Annotated in this window: 15 protein-coding genes; 10 read left to right on the top strand and 5 right to left on the bottom strand. The window is 68.1% G+C overall.

Features of this window, described 5'->3' with window-relative positions; translation table 11 throughout:
* The first annotated feature begins 6 nt into the window (after nt 1-6).
* On the top strand, nt 7-729 hold the full coding sequence (recO, locus tag ACTJI4_RS17015) for a DNA repair protein RecO (RefSeq protein ID WP_440870028.1): 723 nt from the start codon (nt 7-9) through the stop codon (nt 727-729).
* Nucleotides 730-892: 163 nt separating this feature from the next.
* Here the strand turns inward: recO and ACTJI4_RS17010 are convergent, their stop codons facing one another.
* The gene (locus tag ACTJI4_RS17010; RefSeq protein WP_440870027.1) at nt 893-1,618 is read right to left on the bottom strand and encodes an Hpt domain-containing response regulator; all 726 of its coding nucleotides are present in this window, start codon (nt 1,616-1,618) and stop codon (nt 893-895) included.
* A gap of 99 nt (nt 1,619-1,717) precedes the next feature.
* Here ACTJI4_RS17010 and rlmD point away from each other — a divergent pair, with 99 nt between their 5' ends.
* The 8 genes from rlmD (at nt 1,718) to ACTJI4_RS16970 (ending at nt 7,877) form a co-directional block, all read left to right on the top strand.
* Nucleotides 1,718-3,052: a 23S rRNA (uracil(1939)-C(5))-methyltransferase RlmD gene (rlmD, locus tag ACTJI4_RS17005; protein WP_440870026.1), complete on the top strand. Its 1,335-nt coding sequence runs from the start codon at nt 1,718-1,720 to the stop codon at nt 3,050-3,052.
* 1 nt (nt 3,053) lies between these two features.
* Complete coding sequence (locus ACTJI4_RS17000; RefSeq protein ID WP_392920466.1) at nt 3,054-3,542, top strand: CYTH domain-containing protein; 489 nt, start codon at nt 3,054-3,056, stop codon at nt 3,540-3,542.
* Nucleotides 3,543-3,633: 91 nt separating this feature from the next.
* On the top strand, nt 3,634-4,641 hold the full coding sequence (nagZ, locus tag ACTJI4_RS16995; protein ID WP_440870025.1) for a beta-N-acetylhexosaminidase: 1,008 nt from the start codon (nt 3,634-3,636) through the stop codon (nt 4,639-4,641).
* Complete coding sequence (locus tag ACTJI4_RS16990) at nt 4,641-5,195, top strand: hypoxanthine-guanine phosphoribosyltransferase (RefSeq protein WP_392920460.1); 555 nt, start codon at nt 4,641-4,643, stop codon at nt 5,193-5,195. Before nagZ ends, ACTJI4_RS16990 begins: the two co-directional genes overlap by 1 nt.
* 8 nt (nt 5,196-5,203) lie before the next feature.
* On the top strand, nt 5,204-5,950 hold the full coding sequence (locus ACTJI4_RS16985) for an S-methyl-5'-thioinosine phosphorylase (RefSeq protein ID WP_440870024.1): 747 nt from the start codon (nt 5,204-5,206) through the stop codon (nt 5,948-5,950).
* Nucleotides 5,951-6,038: 88 nt separating this feature from the next.
* Nucleotides 6,039-6,245: a cold-shock protein gene (locus ACTJI4_RS16980; RefSeq protein WP_392920454.1), complete on the top strand. Its 207-nt coding sequence runs from the start codon at nt 6,039-6,041 to the stop codon at nt 6,243-6,245.
* 67 nt (nt 6,246-6,312) lie between these two features.
* Entirely contained in the window at nt 6,313-7,533 is a 1,221-nt protein-coding gene (locus tag ACTJI4_RS16975; RefSeq protein ID WP_440870023.1) for an FAD-dependent oxidoreductase, read from the top strand.
* A 77-nt stretch (nt 7,534-7,610) separates the two neighbouring features.
* Nucleotides 7,611-7,877, top strand: a complete 267-nt coding sequence (locus ACTJI4_RS16970) for a hypothetical protein (RefSeq protein WP_440870022.1) — start codon at nt 7,611-7,613, stop codon at nt 7,875-7,877.
* 24 nt (nt 7,878-7,901) lie between these two features.
* Here ACTJI4_RS16970 and pdeM read toward each other — a convergent pair whose 3' ends face one another.
* Genes pdeM through ACTJI4_RS16950 form a run of 4 tightly spaced genes read right to left on the bottom strand, consistent with a single transcriptional unit; the run spans nt 7,902 to nt 13,606 of the window.
* On the bottom strand, nt 7,902-8,546 hold the full coding sequence (gene pdeM, locus ACTJI4_RS16965; RefSeq protein WP_392920446.1) for a ligase-associated DNA damage response endonuclease PdeM: 645 nt from the start codon (nt 8,544-8,546) through the stop codon (nt 7,902-7,904).
* Nucleotides 8,536-10,983: a ligase-associated DNA damage response DEXH box helicase gene (locus ACTJI4_RS16960; protein ID WP_440870061.1), complete on the bottom strand. Its 2,448-nt coding sequence runs from the start codon at nt 10,981-10,983 to the stop codon at nt 8,536-8,538. Before ACTJI4_RS16960 ends, pdeM begins: the two co-directional genes overlap by 11 nt.
* Nucleotides 10,984-10,997: 14 nt before the next feature.
* The gene (locus tag ACTJI4_RS16955) at nt 10,998-12,602 is read right to left on the bottom strand and encodes an ATP-dependent DNA ligase (RefSeq protein WP_440870021.1); all 1,605 of its coding nucleotides are present in this window, start codon (nt 12,600-12,602) and stop codon (nt 10,998-11,000) included.
* On the bottom strand, nt 12,599-13,606 hold the full coding sequence (locus tag ACTJI4_RS16950; RefSeq protein WP_392920440.1) for a ligase-associated DNA damage response exonuclease: 1,008 nt from the start codon (nt 13,604-13,606) through the stop codon (nt 12,599-12,601). Before ACTJI4_RS16950 ends, ACTJI4_RS16955 begins: the two co-directional genes overlap by 4 nt.
* A gap of 105 nt (nt 13,607-13,711) precedes the next feature.
* Between ACTJI4_RS16950 and ACTJI4_RS16945 the strand changes: the two genes are divergently transcribed.
* A complete protein-coding gene (locus tag ACTJI4_RS16945; RefSeq protein WP_440870020.1) occupies nt 13,712-15,343 on the top strand; it encodes an acyl-CoA dehydrogenase family protein in 1,632 nt (543 codons plus the stop codon).
* Nucleotides 15,344-15,359: the final 16 nt, after the last annotated feature.

Here is a 15,359-nt window from a genome sequence, read left to right as displayed (position 1 = left end):
CTGGCCATGCGTATCGACGACGAACCGGCCTTCGTGCTGCATGCCCGCTCCTGGCGGGAGACCAGCCTGCTGGTTGAGGTCCTGACCGAACAGCATGGGCGGATCGGGGTGCTGGCGCGTGGTGTGAGCAGCCCGCGCAGCCAGGCGCTGCGCGCTGCCCTGCAGCCCCTGCAATGGATCCGCCTGGCGGCCGTGCAGCGGGGCGAGCTGGCCCAGCTGCGCGGGGCCGAGGCGCTGGATGCCGCGCCGCGACTGAGCGGCGAGGCGATGCTGGCCGGCTTCTATGTCAATGAACTGGTGATGCGGCTCGCGCCCCGCCAGGACCCGCTGCCCGAACTGTATGACCACTACACGCAGGTGCGCCAGCGGCTGGGGGCCACCGGGCCCTTGGCCTGGACCCTGCGACGGTTCGAACGCGACCTGCTGGAGGCGCTGGGGTTTGGGTTCGATCTGGAACATGGCAGCGATGGCGAGCCGATCGACCCTGCTGCCCGCTATGAACTGGACCCCCAGGAGGGGCCGCGGCGGCTGCTCAGCGAGCGCGGCGTGGACCCGCGGCGGGGGACGGCGACCGGGAGCGCGCTGTTGGCATTGGCCAACGACGTACTGCCCGGGCCGGATGACCTGGCCAGCCTGCGCCGGGGCATGCGCGCGGTGCTGCTGCACCATCTGGGCGGGCGCGGCCTGAAATCGTGGGAGATGCTGGAGGATCTAGCGCGGCGGCGGTGATGAAGGTACCCCGCACACACGCACGGCGTGTCCCTACGAACCGGGTGCAGCCAACAGCAACGTTCGACCCAAACCCAGGCGACCAAGGGTCGTAGTGACACGCCATGCGTGTCAAAGCCATGCCCCTGCGCACATGAACCCGCCATGCGAGTCTGCGGGGTGCCTAATGCAACAGGGACTCTACGGCCGCCTTGAACTGGGTGTGTGCGCCGTTGGATTCCGGGGCCTGGTGCAGCTGGCGCACCGCGCGGGCCAGGCGGGCGGCGCCCACGAAGCCGCAACTGGCCTGGAGCCGGTGCAGCTGGCCCTTCAAGGTGCCCACATCGTGCTGCTGCACGGCTTGGGCGACCGCGTCGCGGACGCCGGGCAGCTCGGCCAGGAACAGCTCACGCAGGGCGATCAGGTGGTTCCGCTGCCCGTTCAGGGCGGCCAGGGCGGTGATTTCGTCCCAGTCTTCACGCTCGCCATCGGTACCGGCACCAGCCGCCGGGGTCGCGCTGCCCGGGCTGTTGACCAGCGCACGGCGCACGGCCTGGAGCAGCTGCTCACGGCTCAGTGGCTTGACCAGGGTTTCGCTGAATCCGTCATCACGCAGGCGGGCGTGGATGCTGGTGTCGCCATCGGCCGTGTGAGCCAGTGCCGGCGTGTGCGGCCGCGACAGGCGCAGGGCATGCAGCAGCTGGCTGCCATTGCCGTCCGGCAGGTTCACGTCGATCAGCCACAGGTCGTGTTCGCCGTGGCGGCCCCGTTCCAGGGCGCTGGCCAGCGAATCGGCGGTGTCCACCTGCGCGGGCAGGGTTTCCAGCGCGGCCCGGAAAAAGCCGCGGCTGACGGTGTCGTCCTCGACGAGCAGGAAACGGGGCATGGAAGCCCTCGGGGTCATCTGCATTGCGGCTGCCTCCATGTCAGCTATGTGCATATTAAACACGATATGGCGTCCTGCAAGCTGCGACAATACGCACCCTTTTTGCCCGCAGCCTGTTGCCACGTGGCCCGATCCCGTTCCCGCCTCGACAAGACCCCGTTCCAGACCGCCATCCTCGACCTCAGCCATGACGGCCGCGGCGTCGCCCGCCGTGAAGGCGAGGGCGGCAAGGTCACCTTCATTTCCGGCGCCCTGCCGGGCGAAGTGGTGCGCGCCGAGCCCACCGCCCGCAACCGCCATTTCGACGAGGCGCGGACCGTGGAGGTCCTGCAGCCCTCGCCGCAGCGGGTCACCCCGCGCTGCCCGCACTTCGGCGTCTGCGCCGGCTGCGTGCTGCAGCACCTGGAAGAAAGCCAGCAGATCGTGGCCAAGCAGCGCGTGCTGCTCGACAATCTGACCCGGATCGGCCACGTCAGCCCGGGCACGGTGCTGCCCCCGCTGGTCGGCGAAAGCTGGGGCTACCGTCGCAAGGGCCGCTTCTCCGTGCGCCGGGTGGAAAAGAAGGACAAGACCCTGGTCGGCTTCCGCGAGCAGGATCCGCGCTTCGTGGCGGATCTGACCCAGTGCCTGACCGTGATCCCGGAAATCGGGCTGAAGGTGTCGGCGCTGTCGGCGTTCATCGAAACCCTGGACGGCAAACGCGACATCCCGCAGGTCGAGTTCATTGCCGGCGACGACGCGATCGTACTGACCATCCGCCACATGCTGCCGCTCAGCGATGCCGACAAGGCTGCTTGGGCCGCGTTCGGTGGCGAGCACGGATTTGCGATCTTCCTGCAGCCCGGCGGGGTCGAGTCGGTGCACCCGCTGGTGCCTGGCGAGGTGCCGCTGTCGTTCCGGCTGGCGCCCTGGGACGTGGAGCTGGCGTTCCGGCCGCTGGATTTCATCCAGGTCAACGCCAACCTCAATGAAAAGATGATTGCCCTGGCGCTGGAGCTGCTCGACGCCGGCCCGGACGAGCGGGTGCTCGATCTGTTCTGTGGTCTGGGCAATTTCACCCTGCCGCTGGCGCGCACCGTGCGCGAAGTGGTGGGCGTCGAAGGCGAGGCCGGGCTGGTGGCGCGGGCCAGGGACAACGCTGCACGCAACGGCCTGGACAACGCGCAGTTCTTCGCCGCCGACCTGACCCAGGACCAGCGCCAGACCGCGTGGATGCGCCAGGGCTTCGACAAGCTGTTGCTGGATCCGCCGCGCTCGGGCGCGATCGAAGTGCTGCAGCAGTTGCCACTCAAACAGTTCAAGCGCATCGTCTATGTCAGCTGCCACCCGGGCTCGCTGGCCCGTGACGCCGGCTATCTGGTCAACGAGCAGGGCTTCACCCTGGTGTCGGCCGGTGCGATGGACATGTTCCCGCACACCGCGCACGTCGAAAGCATCGCCGTCTTCGAGAAGCGTTGAGATGGGCATCGAGATCGAGCGCAAGTTCCTGGTGACCGGCGATGGCTGGCGCGCTGCCGCGCACGCGGTGATTCCGATGGCACAGGGCTACATGAACGACGCTGCCTCGATCGACAGCGGTGCCCAGAAGGCCTCGGTACGGGTGCGCATCCAGGGCGACGACGCGTTTCTCAACATGAAATCGCGCGAGATCGGGCACACGCGGCAGGAATTCGACTACCCGATCCCGGTCGAGGACGCCCGCGCGCTGCTGGCCCTGTGCGTAGGGGGCCTGATCGACAAGCGGCGGCACCTCGTCCACCACGGCGGGCTGCTGTGGGAAGTGGACGAGTTCCTGGGCGACAACGCCGGGCTGGTGGTGGCCGAGGTCGAACTGGACCAGGCCGACCAGGCCATCGATCTGCCTTCCTGGATCGGCGAGGAGGTGACCGATCAGGCCCGGTACTACAACCTGGCCCTGGCCGCGAACCCCTACAACCGCTGGCCCTGAATACGCCGCCCGCGCCCGTGGCCTCCGATACGCGCCTTCTGCGACAATGCGGCAGTGCGCCATCACGGCGCCCCGCTTTGGAGATCGACCCATGCTCGTGATCGGCGTTGCCGGGACCGAACTTACTGCCCAGGAACGCGATTGGCTTCAGCACGACGCCGTGTCCGGCGTCATCCTGTTCAAGCGCAATTTCGCCTCGCGCCAGCAGGTCGCCGAGCTGTCGGCCGCGATCCGCGCTGCCGCGCCGCGCCCGCTGTTGATCTGCGTGGACCAGGAGGGCGGACGCGTGCAGCGCTTCCGCGAGGGCTACACCGCACTGCCGCCGCTGCAGGGTTTCGACGCGCTGTACGCGCAGGATCCTGAAGCCGCGCTTGTGCTCGCCGAGCAGCACGCCTGGCTGATGGCCAGTGAAGTACGCGCCAGCGGGGTAGACCTCAGTTTCGCCCCGGTGGTCGACCTGGGCCGCGGCAACCGCGCCATCGGCGACCGCGCCTTCAGTGCCGACCCGCAGGTGGTGGCCGCCTTCACCCGCGCCTACGTGCGCGGCATGCACAGCGTCGGCATGGCCGCCACGCTCAAGCATTTCCCGGGCCATGGCAGCGTGCTGGAAGACACCCACGTGGCGGCCGCCAGCGACCCGCGTGACCTCGATGCGCTGCGCGCGCTGGATCTGGTGCCGTTTGCCGCGGGCATCGATGCGGGCGCCGACGCGGTGATGATGGCCCACGTGGTCTACCCGCAGGTCGCACCCGAACCGGCCGGATACTCGTCGCGCTGGATCCAGCAGATCCTGCGCGGAGAGATGGGCTTCCGTGGCGTGGTGTTCTCCGACGACATCGGCATGGCCGCCTCGTTCTCCGCCGGCGGCGTGCAGGCACGCGTGCATGCGCACCTGGATGCCGGCTGCGACGTGGTGCTGGTCTGCCACCCGGAACTGGTCGATGAGGCGCTGCGCGCGGTCGACGGCCGCCCCCTCAACACTGCTGCGCTGCTCGGCCTGATCGGCCGTGGCGCGCTCGGCTGGGACGGCCTGCTGGCCGATGCCCGCCATGGCACCTCCCAATCCCGTTTGCTCGACACCCTTGGAAGAACCGTCTGATGCCCAACCTCACCATTTCCCAGGCCCTGGCCCAGGCCGACCTGCTGGTCGACCGTCCCACCATCGATGCCGCCATCGCAGCCATCGCCGATGCCATTGCGGCCGACTACAAGGGCGAGGTGCCGCTGTTCCTGTCGATCATGCACGGCGCGCTGCCGTTCGCCGGCCAGCTGGCGCTGGAACTGGGCGCACGCGGCCAGGACCTGCAGTTCGATTACCTGCACGCCACCCGTTACCGCGGTGAGACCACCGGTGGCGATCTGGTCTGGAAGCACAAGCCGGCCACCTCGCTGTTCGGCCGCCGCGTGCTGCTGGTCGACGACATCCTGGATGAAGGGTTCACCCTGCAGGGCGTGCGCACCTGGTGCCTGGAGCAGGGCGCCACCGACGTGCGCATCGCGGCGATGACGGTGAAGAAGCACGATCGCGCGCTGCCCGACGTCAAGGCTGACTACGCCGGTGTGGAACTGCCGGACCGTTACGTGTTCGGCTTCGGCATGGACGTCAATGAAGCGCTGCGTGGCGTGCCGGCCATCTACGCGATGAAGGAATAAGCAGCACCATGGAATCTATTGCCCTGGCCGTCATCGGCGGCACCGGTGTGTACAAGCTGGCCCAGCTCGATGACGTTAGCAGCCACACGGTCGAAACCCGTTACGGCACACCGTCCGGCCCGATCCGGGTCGGGACGCTGCTCGGCCAGCGCGTGGCGTTCCTGGCCCGGCATGGCGAAGGGCATTCGCTGCCGCCGCACAAGATCAACTACCGCGCCAATCTTGCTGCGTTGCAGCAGATCGGTGCCACCCGCGTGCTGGCGCTCAACACTGTCGGCGGCATCACCGAGCACTTCGGTCCGCGTGTGCTGGCCTGCCCGGACCAGCTGATCGATTACACCTGGGGAAGGATCTCCACCCTGAGCGAAGAGCCGGGCACCGAGGTGCTGCATGTGGACTTCGGCCACCCGTACACCCCGATGCTGCGCAGCAAGGTACTGGCGGCGGCCAAGGTCACCGGCGTGCGCCTGCGCGACGGCGGTTGTTACGGCGCCACGCAGGGCCCGCGCTTGGAGACCAACGCGGAAATCGCGCGGATGCGCCGTGATGGCTGTGACCTGGTCGGCATGACCGGCATGCCCGAAGCAGGCCTGGCCCGCGAGCTGGGCCTGGACTATGCCTGCCTGGCCATCGTCGCCAACTGGGCGGCCGGCTGCGGCGACGGCGATGAGATCACGATGGCCGAAGTGTTGGCCAATGTTGACGCGGCTTCCGCCGGATTGCCGGAACTGATTGGCGAATTGGCACGCGGATGATTGTCATTGCCTGACAAGCTTTGCATACTCCGCCAGTGCGCTGGTTGAGCGTACACCACCCATTCATTGAAGAAGGTCTTGCATTACCATGCCGAACGGTACCGTCAAGTGGTTCAACGACGCCAAGGGATTTGGCTTTATCTCGCCGGATGACGGCAGCGCTGATGTCTTCGCGCACTTCTCCGCGATCAACTCCAAGGGCTTCCGCAGCCTGCAGGAAGGCCAGAAGGTCACTTATGAAGTGAGCCAGGGTCCGAAGGGCGCCCAGGCCTCGAACATCGCGCCGGTCGAGTAATCTCCATCGCTGCGCAAGGAGAACCCCGCTTCGGCGGGGTTTTTTTTAATGCGGGACAGGACGTCAGATGAAAAAACGCACGATCGCCATCGTTGGCTACGGCACTGCGGGCCAGGCGCTCTCGATTCTTCTTTCACGTGACCATCACGATGTGCATGTGTTCGAACGCGCGGCCCACCCCGGGCCGGTGGGTGCAGGCTTCCTGCTGCAGCCCAGCGGGCTGGACGTGCTGTGGCAGATGGACCTGCTGCCCGGCGTGCTCCAGTACGGCGCGCCGGTGCGCCGGCTGTACGGTGAAACGCCGTGCGGGCGTGCGGTCATGGACATGCGCTATGCGGCGCTGCACGCGCACCTGCATGGCATCGGCATGCAGCGCGGCGCGTTGTTCTCGCTGTTGGCGCAGGCCTGGGAGTACCCGGACAACCTGCAGGCCGATACCGCCATCGTCGACGTGGATACCGTCCGGGGCCGTGTGCGCGACGCACGTGGGCACTGGCACGGCCCGTATGACCTCGTGATCGCCGCCGATGGCTCGGCATCGTCGCTGCGCACCCGGGTGCAGGGCACCCGACTGGATCGCGAATATCCCTGGGGGGCGCTGTGGTGCCTGTTGCCGCGCGGCGACTGGCCACACCCTGACGAGCTGCGGCAGCGCTACGTGGCGGCGCGCAAGATGATCGGGCTGTTGCCGGCCGGCACGCGCCCCGACGATGCACAGCCGCGCCTGAGCTTCTTCTGGAGCCTGCCGCGAGCGCAGTTCGACCAGTGGGAACGGGATGGCATGCAGCGGTGGCTCGAGGAGATCGCCGCGTTGTGGCCGCAGGCCCACCTGCGCCTGCAGGACGTGCGCGACGGCGCGCAGCTGGCACGTGCCGGCTATCGCGATGCGGTGATGACGCGCTGGTACCGCGACCGGCTGGTGCTGGCCGGCGATGCGGCGCATGCGATGAGCCCACAGCTGGGGCAGGGCGTGAACATGGCGCTGATGGACGCGCTGGCGCTGCGCGATGCGCTGCGCGCGCACGATGCCGCCGATGCCGCGCTGCAGGCCTATCAGGCGCAGCGCAGCGCGCACGTAGGCATCTATCAGTTCTGGAGCCGCTGGCTTACCCCGGTATTCCAGTCCGAGCGCGACCTGCTGGCGCACGCGCGCGATGTGCTGTTCCGGCCCATGGGGCGGCTGCCTGGCGGCCGTGGTCACATGCTGCGTGTGCTCAGCGGAACCCAGCAGGGCTGGTGGGGCAGGCTGGGATTGTCGCCCGGCTTCGTAGCGGCGATGAGTACATGAATGGCCGCCATTGACGGCAGGGTCACTCCGCATGTGGCACAAGAAGACTGCTGAGTTGTTGCCCCAAGGAGAAAGACATGCTGGTTCCGGCCCACGTTCTCGATTCTGAAATCCGCAAACTGCGCGGGTTGCTGCAGATGCTCCACGAGGATCAGCCGGATGTCATGGAAGATGTGTTCGATTTCCATGTCACCAGTCTGATCACCCATGCCGCCCCTGAACACCACGCCCGCATCCGCGCCGCGGCCCGTTCCATGCTGGTCGAGGTGCAGCGTGGCCCGGTCCGGCGTAACCCCGACGGCCCCGAAATCCTGCTGATGGAGGCGCTGCCTTCGGCAGCCTGAGCGCCATACGCCCGCCTGCCGGCATCAACGTATCGGCAGCGCAATCGCGTCGTCTTCGACGCAGGCGACCAGTTGCTCGCCGGTCGCCACGACCGGTGCAATGCCCGCGGTGAACCGCGAATACGCTGGCAGCACGGTCAAGCGCTCGCGCAACCAGAAGGCTGGCCAGCGCCGCTGCATGCCTGGCAGTCGCGCAAGCGGATGCAGGTGGCCGCACAGGACGTGCAGGGTGGGATGCGGCTGCGGATCATGCCGCAGCAGGAACGGACCTTCCTGCACGCGTTCGCCCAGCAGGGTGATGCCCAGGTCGGCCTTGGGCAGCACGCGGTCATGGTTGCCGGCCACTGCGCCTATCTCCAGCCGTGGATGCTGCTCCCGCCAGGCCTGCCATTGCCGGTACCACGCGGCCCGATGCGCGGGGCCATGCAGCACGTCGCCCAGGATCCGCACCGTGCGGACCGGGCGTTCGGCAACCAGTTTCGACAGCCGTGCCAGATCGTCCCCGGTGCCGCCGCTCGGCAACCCGATGCCCGCGCGCCGGAACAGATCGGCCTTGCCAAGGTGCAGGTCGGCAATCAGCAGCGCCTCGCGCGCCGGCCAATACAACGCGCGCGCGCCGAGCAGGTGGACCTGCTCTCCGGCGAGCGCGACCGGGACATCAATCGGCATGGCGTTTCTCCAGCTGGCCAACAGCGCGCAGAACGCGTGTTTTCCAGTCTTCGTTGCTGAGCTGGCCGCGCAGGCGCTCGGCCCACAGCGGGAAGGACAAGGGGCCCAGGGTAACCGGGTGCTGCACGCACACCGTGCGTGACTGGCAGCGGCGCAGCGTGTCGGCAAGGCAGGCCAGGTCGAGCTGATCATGGATGACCTCGCGCTCGGCCAGGCCGAGCAGGATGTGCCCGGGATCATGCTGGCGCAGCACGTCATACAGCAGGCCTGCCGAGGCCTGCAGCTGGCGCAGGCTGCGCGGTGTGCGCCCCGGCAGGGCCGGGATCAGCAGCCCGGAGACGCGCGCGATGTCGCGGAACTGACGTCGCGCCAGCTCACCAAGGTTGAGGCTCTCGCGCAGGTCCTCGAACAGGCCATCCGGCCGCAGCAGCGCCGCAACCTGCACTGCATCCACCTCGACCGCGCGTGCTGGCGCAAGCACGAACCCGTAATCGTTGGCGGCGTAGCCGAAGGTGTTTGCCTGTACCCGGGTCCATCGCATCGCCATGAGCGCGGCCAGCCCCTCGTTGACCTGGCGCCCGGCAAACGGATACACGAACACGAACTGTCCTTCGCGGCGGCGCACGCTTTCCACCAGCAGCAATGAAGGGCCGGGCAGCGCGGACACGCGCGCCTGCAACTGCAGCAGGGGTGCCAGCCACCGCATTTCCGGGCTGTCGGGCGCAGATGCGAGCACGGTTTCCATTTCGTGGCCCAGCGCCTCCGACAGCGGCAGTCGACCGCCCTGCCAGCGCGGCACCACGCCGTCACCGCCACGTGCCATCTTGACGTAGGCGGTGAGGTTCTCCAGCCGCACCAGTTCCAGCAGCCGGCCGGCGAACTGGAAGCGGTCGCCGGGGCGCAGGCGGCCGACGAACTGTTCCTCCACGCTCCCAAGCCTGCCGCCGCGCATGAACTGCACCATGACGCTGCCATCACTGGTGATCGTGCCGATCGACAGCCGGTGGCGCAGCGCCACACGTCGGTCATGTACGCGGTAGACGCCATCCTCGTCGCGCACCACCTTGTGGAAGTCCGGATACTGCGCCAGCGCCTGGCCACCCTGCACGATGAAATCCAGCACGCCCTGCCACTGCGCCTCATCCAGCAAGGCAAATGCGTGCGTGCGACGCACCTGTTCGAGCAGCGCCCCGGCATGGAAGCCGCCGCCCAACGCACAGCTCACGCAGTGCTGCGCCAGTACATCCAGCGACAACCGCAGCGGGCGCCGCGCCTCGATCACGCCGTCGGCCAGAGCGCGACGTGCCGCAGCGTACTCCACCAGCTCCAGAGCGTGCGACGGCACGCAGATGATGTGGCCGGATTCGCCCGGGCGGTGCCGTGCGCGCCCGGCACGCTGCACCAGCCGTGCGATGCCTTTCGGGCTGCCGATCTGCAGGACCTGGTCCACGGCCGGGAAATCCACCCCAAGGTCGAGGCTGGAAGTGGCCACCACGCAGCGCAACGCGCCGTCGCGCAGGCCCTGCTCGACGATGCGGCGCTGGGCCGGATCCAGCGAGCCGTGATGCAGGGCCAGCGTGGCCGGGTCTTCCGGCCACACCGCTGACAATGCCTGGTGCCACAATTCGGCCTGCGCGCGGGTGTTGGTGAACAGCAGGCTGGTGCCGACCGCAAACAGCTTCTGCTGCACGCGCTGCAGCTGAGACAGACCCAGGTGGCCCGCCCACGGGAAGCGTTCGCCGTGCGCGGGAATGAGTGTTTCCACCTGCACCGGACGCGGTCGCACCCCGGACACCGTCGGCGCGTCGGGCACATCCGGCAGCAGAACTCCGCGCGCTTCGTCCAGGTTGCCCAGCGTGGCCGACAGGCCCCACAGCTGCACCGCAGGCAACGCATCGCGCAGGCGGCGCAGGTTCAACTGCAGCAGCACGCCACGCTTGTTGCCGAGCAGTTCATGCCACTCATCCACCACCACGCAGCGCAGCCTGCGCATCCGCTCGAGCGTATCGGGATAGCTCAGTAGCAGGGCCAGCGACTCCGGCGTGGTGACCAGCACATCAACCCGGCCTTCGCGGGCCAGGCGTTTGTCACGCGCGCTCGCGTCGCCGGTGCGCAGCCCGACCTGCCAGTCCAGCCCAAGCGCCGCCAGCGGTTCACGCAGCGCACGCGCTGTATCGCTGGCCAGCGCGCGCAGCGGCGTGATCCACAGCACCTGCAAGGCCGGCACGGTCTTGCCCGCGCGCGCGCCCGGTGTGCGTGGCAACGGATCGACCATGGCCTGCAGCAGCGGTCCGCCGAACATTGCCAGCGTCTTGCCGCTGCCGGTAGGGGTGTGCAGCAGTCCGGATTGGCCGGCCAGGTAATGCCGCCACATCGTTTTCTGGAACGGCAAGGGCGACCAGCCGCGGCTGGCGAACCACGCGGCCAGGCGCGCCATCGCCTCGCGTCTTGTCACCGCGCCAGCGCCTGCAGCTGGGCCAGTGTGTCGGCTTCGCTGGCCGGCTTGTCGTGGCGCCAGCGCAGGATGCGCGGGAAGCGCACGGCAATACCCGACTTGTGTCGGCTGCTGCGGTTGACCGCTTCAAAGCCGAGTTCGAAGACCTGCTTGCCCTGGACGCTGCGCACCGGCCCGAAACGTTCGATCGTGTGTGCGCGTATCCAGCGATCCAGCGCCATGATCTCCTTGTCATCCAGTCCCGAATACGCCTTGGCCACCGGCACCAGCCGTTCGCCATCCCATACCCCGAAGGTGTAGTCGGTATACAGCGTGCTGCGTCGGCCATGCCCGGCCTGCGCGTAGATCATCACTGCATCGATGGTCAGCGGCTCGATCTTCCACTTCCACCAGTCGCCGCGGCGACGGCCGCTCTGGTACACCGAGGCGCTGCGCTTGAGCATCAACCCTTCCACACCGCGGTCGCGCGCCAGTGCCCGCTGCGCGGCCGCCTCGTGCCAGTCCGCCGCATCCAGGGTGGGCGACAGCACCACCCGTGGGTCGTCGAGCGTGGCGAGTACCTCGGCCAAGCGGGCGCGTCGTTCGGCCAGCGGCTGCTGGCGCAGATCGTTGCCATCGAGCTCGAGCAGGTCGTAGGCGAGCACGCGCACCGGCGTATCGCGCAGGGTCTTCGGACCGGGCTTGCGACGCTGGATGCGGGTCTGCAGGGCTGTGAACGGAAGCGGTTGGGCATCGTCCCCGCGCCAGGCCAGCAACTCGCCATCGATCACGGTACCGTCCGGCAAGGTCATTGCAGCTGCTTCGATTTCCGGAAAGCGGCCATCCAGCCGCTCTTCACCGCGCGACCAGAGTGCAACCTCGCCTTTGCGCCGCAGCAGCTGCAGGCGGATCCCATCCCACTTCCATTCCAGTGTCCACTCGCTGATGGGCCCGAGGCTGTCGACCTCTGCCTCCAGCGGCGATGCGAGGAAAAACGGATAGGGCTGCTGCCGGTCCTCAGGACGTTCCTCTTTGCTGAGCAGGTCGGCAAGCAACCCTGGTGAGGGAACCCATTCCCCCAGCATGCGTTGCGCGATGCGGGCGATGTCCATCCCCGACAGTTCAGCCAGCGCCTGCTGCACCAGCCGCTGCGACACCCCGACGCGCAGCGCGCCGGTCAGCAGCTTGTTGAACACCAGCCGCTCGGCGGCAGGCAGCTGCATCCAGCCCGCTTCCACCGCAGCGCGACGTACCGGTTCGGGCTGGTTGGCCACGGCCAGCAGATGGTCTTCGATCCACTCTGCAAGGGGACGGTCCACCGCGCTCCCGACCGGATCATCCAGCAGCAGGGTCAGGGTTTCGGCCAGGTCGCCGACCTGGTCGTAACTGTCGGCGACCAGCCAGGCCGGCAGGCCAGAGGCCTCGGCGATCCATGCACGCAGCTCGCCGCTGGCTGCGATTTTCCGCCGTGCGCCCCCCACCTTGCCGCCGCTGAGCAGGTACAACGCCCACGCTGCATCATGCGGACGCGCATCGCGGAAGTAGGCCACCAGCGCGGCGCGCTTGTCCAATGTAGCGGTGCTGCGGTCCAGACGCTGGTAGAGCGCGGCGAACGCTTTCATTCTTCGCTCCCGAAATCGGTACGGAAGGCTTCTGCGGCAACGCCACGTTCGCGCAGGAATGGAATCAGCGCATCGGTGTTGCCGTGGGTAGCGATGACCCGGCGCGCACCGGTCTGTTCGATCGTCTGCAGCAGTGCGGGCCAGTCCGCGTGGTCGGACACCACGAAGCCACGGTCGTAGTTGCGCCGCCGCCGGTTGCCGCGCAGCCGCATCCAGCCTGAAGCGAACCCCAGCTGATGCCTGCCGAAACGGCGCACCCACGTGGTTCCTGCCGCAGAAGGCGGTGCCAGGATCAATTTCCCCGCCGCATCGGGCTCGCGGCCCTGTTCGGCCACCGTGCGTGTTTCCAGCATCGCGACGCCGGCCTGCCGATACACCGCAACCCCATTGGCGATGGCGCCGTGCAGCCAGGCCGGCTGATCATCCAGCGGCAGCAATTCGGCCAGCACCCGTTGCGCTTTACCCAGCGCGTAACACAGCAGGATCGCCGCTTCCCCGCGCTGCTCGCACTCGCGCCGCCATGCCACGATCTCGGCGGCAACCTCGCGGGTCTCCTGCCAACGGTAAATCGGAAGGGCGAACGTCGCTTCAGTGATGAACACATCGCAGGGCACCACCTCGAATGGGTCGCAGGTGGGGTCTGACTGACGTTTGTAGTCTCCAGAGGCCACCCACACCTGCTGGCCGTCGTCGATGCGCACCTGCGCCGAGCCCAGCACATGACCTGCTGAATGCAGCGATACCTGCACGCCGCCCAACGTGAAGCGTTCACCGTAGTCATGCGCCTCCAGTTCCACATCCCCCAACCGCCAGCGCAGGATCGGCACGCTGCCGGTACTGCAGTAGTATCGGCCCATGCCGCCGCGCGCATGGTCGCCGTGGCCGTGGGTGATCACCGCGCGCGGCACCGGGCGCCATGGGTCGATATGGAAATCGCCGGCAGGGCAGTACAGGCCCTCGGGGCGGAGCACTACCAGGTCACCGTTTGCAGAGCGCGTCGTCATGCCTGTACTGTGCCGCCGCGTTCGTGCACGAGGTGAGAATCCGCCTGAACAGCACGCCGCATGCGGATGCGGCAGAATTGCCGGGTCCGCCAGGAGGCCCGCACGATGACGTCCGTATTGCCTGTATTCGAGACCCACGAGGTGGCCAACCAGCCCCCGCCGTTCGGCGGGCGCAATCTGTGGGCCGACGACGTGGCGTTGAGTGAAGCCGTGCAGCGCGAGGGCGGTGCTGCATTCATCGGCCAGCTGCAGGCGTACGGCGCCATCGCGGGCGACACGCTTTACCAGTGGGGCTTTGACGCCAACCGTGACCGGCCACGGCTGCGCACGCATGACGCGCAGGGGCACCGTATCGACACCGTCGAATTCCATCCGGCGTACCACCAACTGATGGAGGCGGCCAAACGACATGGGGTGGCAGGATTATCCTGGCAGCAGGGCGGCCACGGCGCGCACGTGGCCCGCGCCGCACTCAGTTTCCTGCACCACCAGGCCGACGCCGGCACCAGCTGCCCGCTGACCATGACCCATGCCGCAGTGGCGGTACTGCGCCAGGACCCGTTGCTGGCGGAGTGGGCGGAAAAGGCCGCGGCGCCGGTGTACGATCCGCGCGACGTGCCTATGGCCGACAAAGCCGGCATCACCCTGGGCATGGGCATGACCGAGAAGCAGGGCGGCTCGGACGTACGCAGCAACACCACCCGCGCCGAGCTGCGCGAAGACGGCAGCTACGCACTGGTGGGACACAAGTGGTTCTTCTCTGCCCCGATGTCCGATGCGTTCCTGGTGCTGGCGCAGGCGCCGGGTGGACTCACCTGCTTCCTGATGCCGCGCCGGCTGGCCAATGGCAACCGCAACGCGTTCCGCCTGATGCGGCTCAAGGACAAGCTGGGCGACTGGTCCAATGCCTCCAGCGAGATTGAGCTGTGCGGGGCCTGGGCGCGCAGGGTCGGCGCCGAAGGGCGTGGGGTGGCGACGATCATCGGGATGGTGATGATGACGCGGCTGGACTGCATGCTGGGCGCGGCCGCGGAAATGCGCATGGCCTTGGCGCAGGCGCTGCACCACACCCGCCACCGCAGCAGCTTCGGGCGCCGCCTGTGCGAACACCCGTTGATGGCCAACGTGCTGGCCGACCTGGCGATCGAATCCGAGGCAGCCACTACCTTCGCCATGCGCGTGGCCCGCGCGGTGGACCAGGCATCGCAGAATGCGCAGGAAGCCGCGTTTGCGCGTATTGCAACGGCGGTGGGCAAATACTGGATCTGCAAGCGCGCGGCGGTGTTCGTCAACGAGGCACAGGAATGCCTGGGCGGGGCCGGTTACGTGGAAGAGTCCATCCTGCCACGCCTGTACCGGCAGGCACCGTTGAATTCGATCTGGGAGGGGAGCGGCAACATCCAGTGCCTGGATGTGCTCCGGGCGCTGGCGCGTGAGCCGCAGGTGCTGCCGGTGCTGGATGCGGAGCTGGACGCGGTGGCCGGGCGCGATGCCGACTACGACCGCGCATTGGCCTCATTGCGGGGGCTGCTCGCCGCTACGCCATCTGAAGCCCAGGCGCGGGTGGTGACCGAGCGTCTGGCGTTGTTGCTGCAGGCCGCCGTGCTGCTGCGTGCGGGCAGCCCGGTTGCGGCTGCATTCGCGCATTCGCGGCTGGGCGGTGCGCATGGAGCGGCGTTCGGGACGCTGGCGGATGAGGTAGACCTCGGCGCGGTGCTGGCGCGGGCGTTGCCGTAGCGCCGGGCAGGGCCCG

Origin of the sequence: Stenotrophomonas sp. 22385 (assembly GCF_052045085.1) — a bacterium.
In the GTDB taxonomy this organism is placed as follows: domain Bacteria; phylum Pseudomonadota; class Gammaproteobacteria; order Xanthomonadales; family Xanthomonadaceae; genus Stenotrophomonas.
This window is presented reverse-complemented; position numbering and strand designations above follow the sequence as displayed.

What these genes read in the sequence shown, in the direction of transcription:
- recO (WP_440870028.1), top strand. Translation starts at nt 7, where the DNA reads ATGCGTATCGACGACGAACCGGCCTTCGTGCTGCATGCCCGCTCCTGG.
- ACTJI4_RS17010 (WP_440870027.1), bottom strand. Translation starts at nt 1,618, where the DNA reads ATGCAGATGACCCCGAGGGCTTCCATGCCCCGTTTCCTGCTCGTCGAG.
- ACTJI4_RS17000 (WP_392920466.1), top strand. Translation starts at nt 3,054, where the DNA reads ATGGGCATCGAGATCGAGCGCAAGTTCCTGGTGACCGGCGATGGCTGG.
- nagZ (WP_440870025.1), top strand. Translation starts at nt 3,634, where the DNA reads ATGCTCGTGATCGGCGTTGCCGGGACCGAACTTACTGCCCAGGAACGC.
- ACTJI4_RS16990 (WP_392920460.1), top strand. Translation starts at nt 4,641, where the DNA reads ATGCCCAACCTCACCATTTCCCAGGCCCTGGCCCAGGCCGACCTGCTG.
- ACTJI4_RS16985 (WP_440870024.1), top strand. Translation starts at nt 5,204, where the DNA reads ATGGAATCTATTGCCCTGGCCGTCATCGGCGGCACCGGTGTGTACAAG.
- ACTJI4_RS16980 (WP_392920454.1), top strand. Translation starts at nt 6,039, where the DNA reads ATGCCGAACGGTACCGTCAAGTGGTTCAACGACGCCAAGGGATTTGGC.
- ACTJI4_RS16975 (WP_440870023.1), top strand. Translation starts at nt 6,313, where the DNA reads ATGAAAAAACGCACGATCGCCATCGTTGGCTACGGCACTGCGGGCCAG.
- ACTJI4_RS16970 (WP_440870022.1), top strand. Translation starts at nt 7,611, where the DNA reads ATGCTGGTTCCGGCCCACGTTCTCGATTCTGAAATCCGCAAACTGCGC.
- pdeM (WP_392920446.1), bottom strand. Translation starts at nt 8,546, where the DNA reads ATGCCGATTGATGTCCCGGTCGCGCTCGCCGGAGAGCAGGTCCACCTG.
- ACTJI4_RS16960 (WP_440870061.1), bottom strand. Translation starts at nt 10,983, where the DNA reads ATGGCGCGCCTGGCCGCGTGGTTCGCCAGCCGCGGCTGGTCGCCCTTG.
- ACTJI4_RS16955 (WP_440870021.1), bottom strand. Translation starts at nt 12,602, where the DNA reads ATGAAAGCGTTCGCCGCGCTCTACCAGCGTCTGGACCGCAGCACCGCT.
- ACTJI4_RS16950 (WP_392920440.1), bottom strand. Translation starts at nt 13,606, where the DNA reads ATGACGACGCGCTCTGCAAACGGTGACCTGGTAGTGCTCCGCCCCGAG.
- ACTJI4_RS16945 (WP_440870020.1), top strand. Translation starts at nt 13,712, where the DNA reads ATGACGTCCGTATTGCCTGTATTCGAGACCCACGAGGTGGCCAACCAG.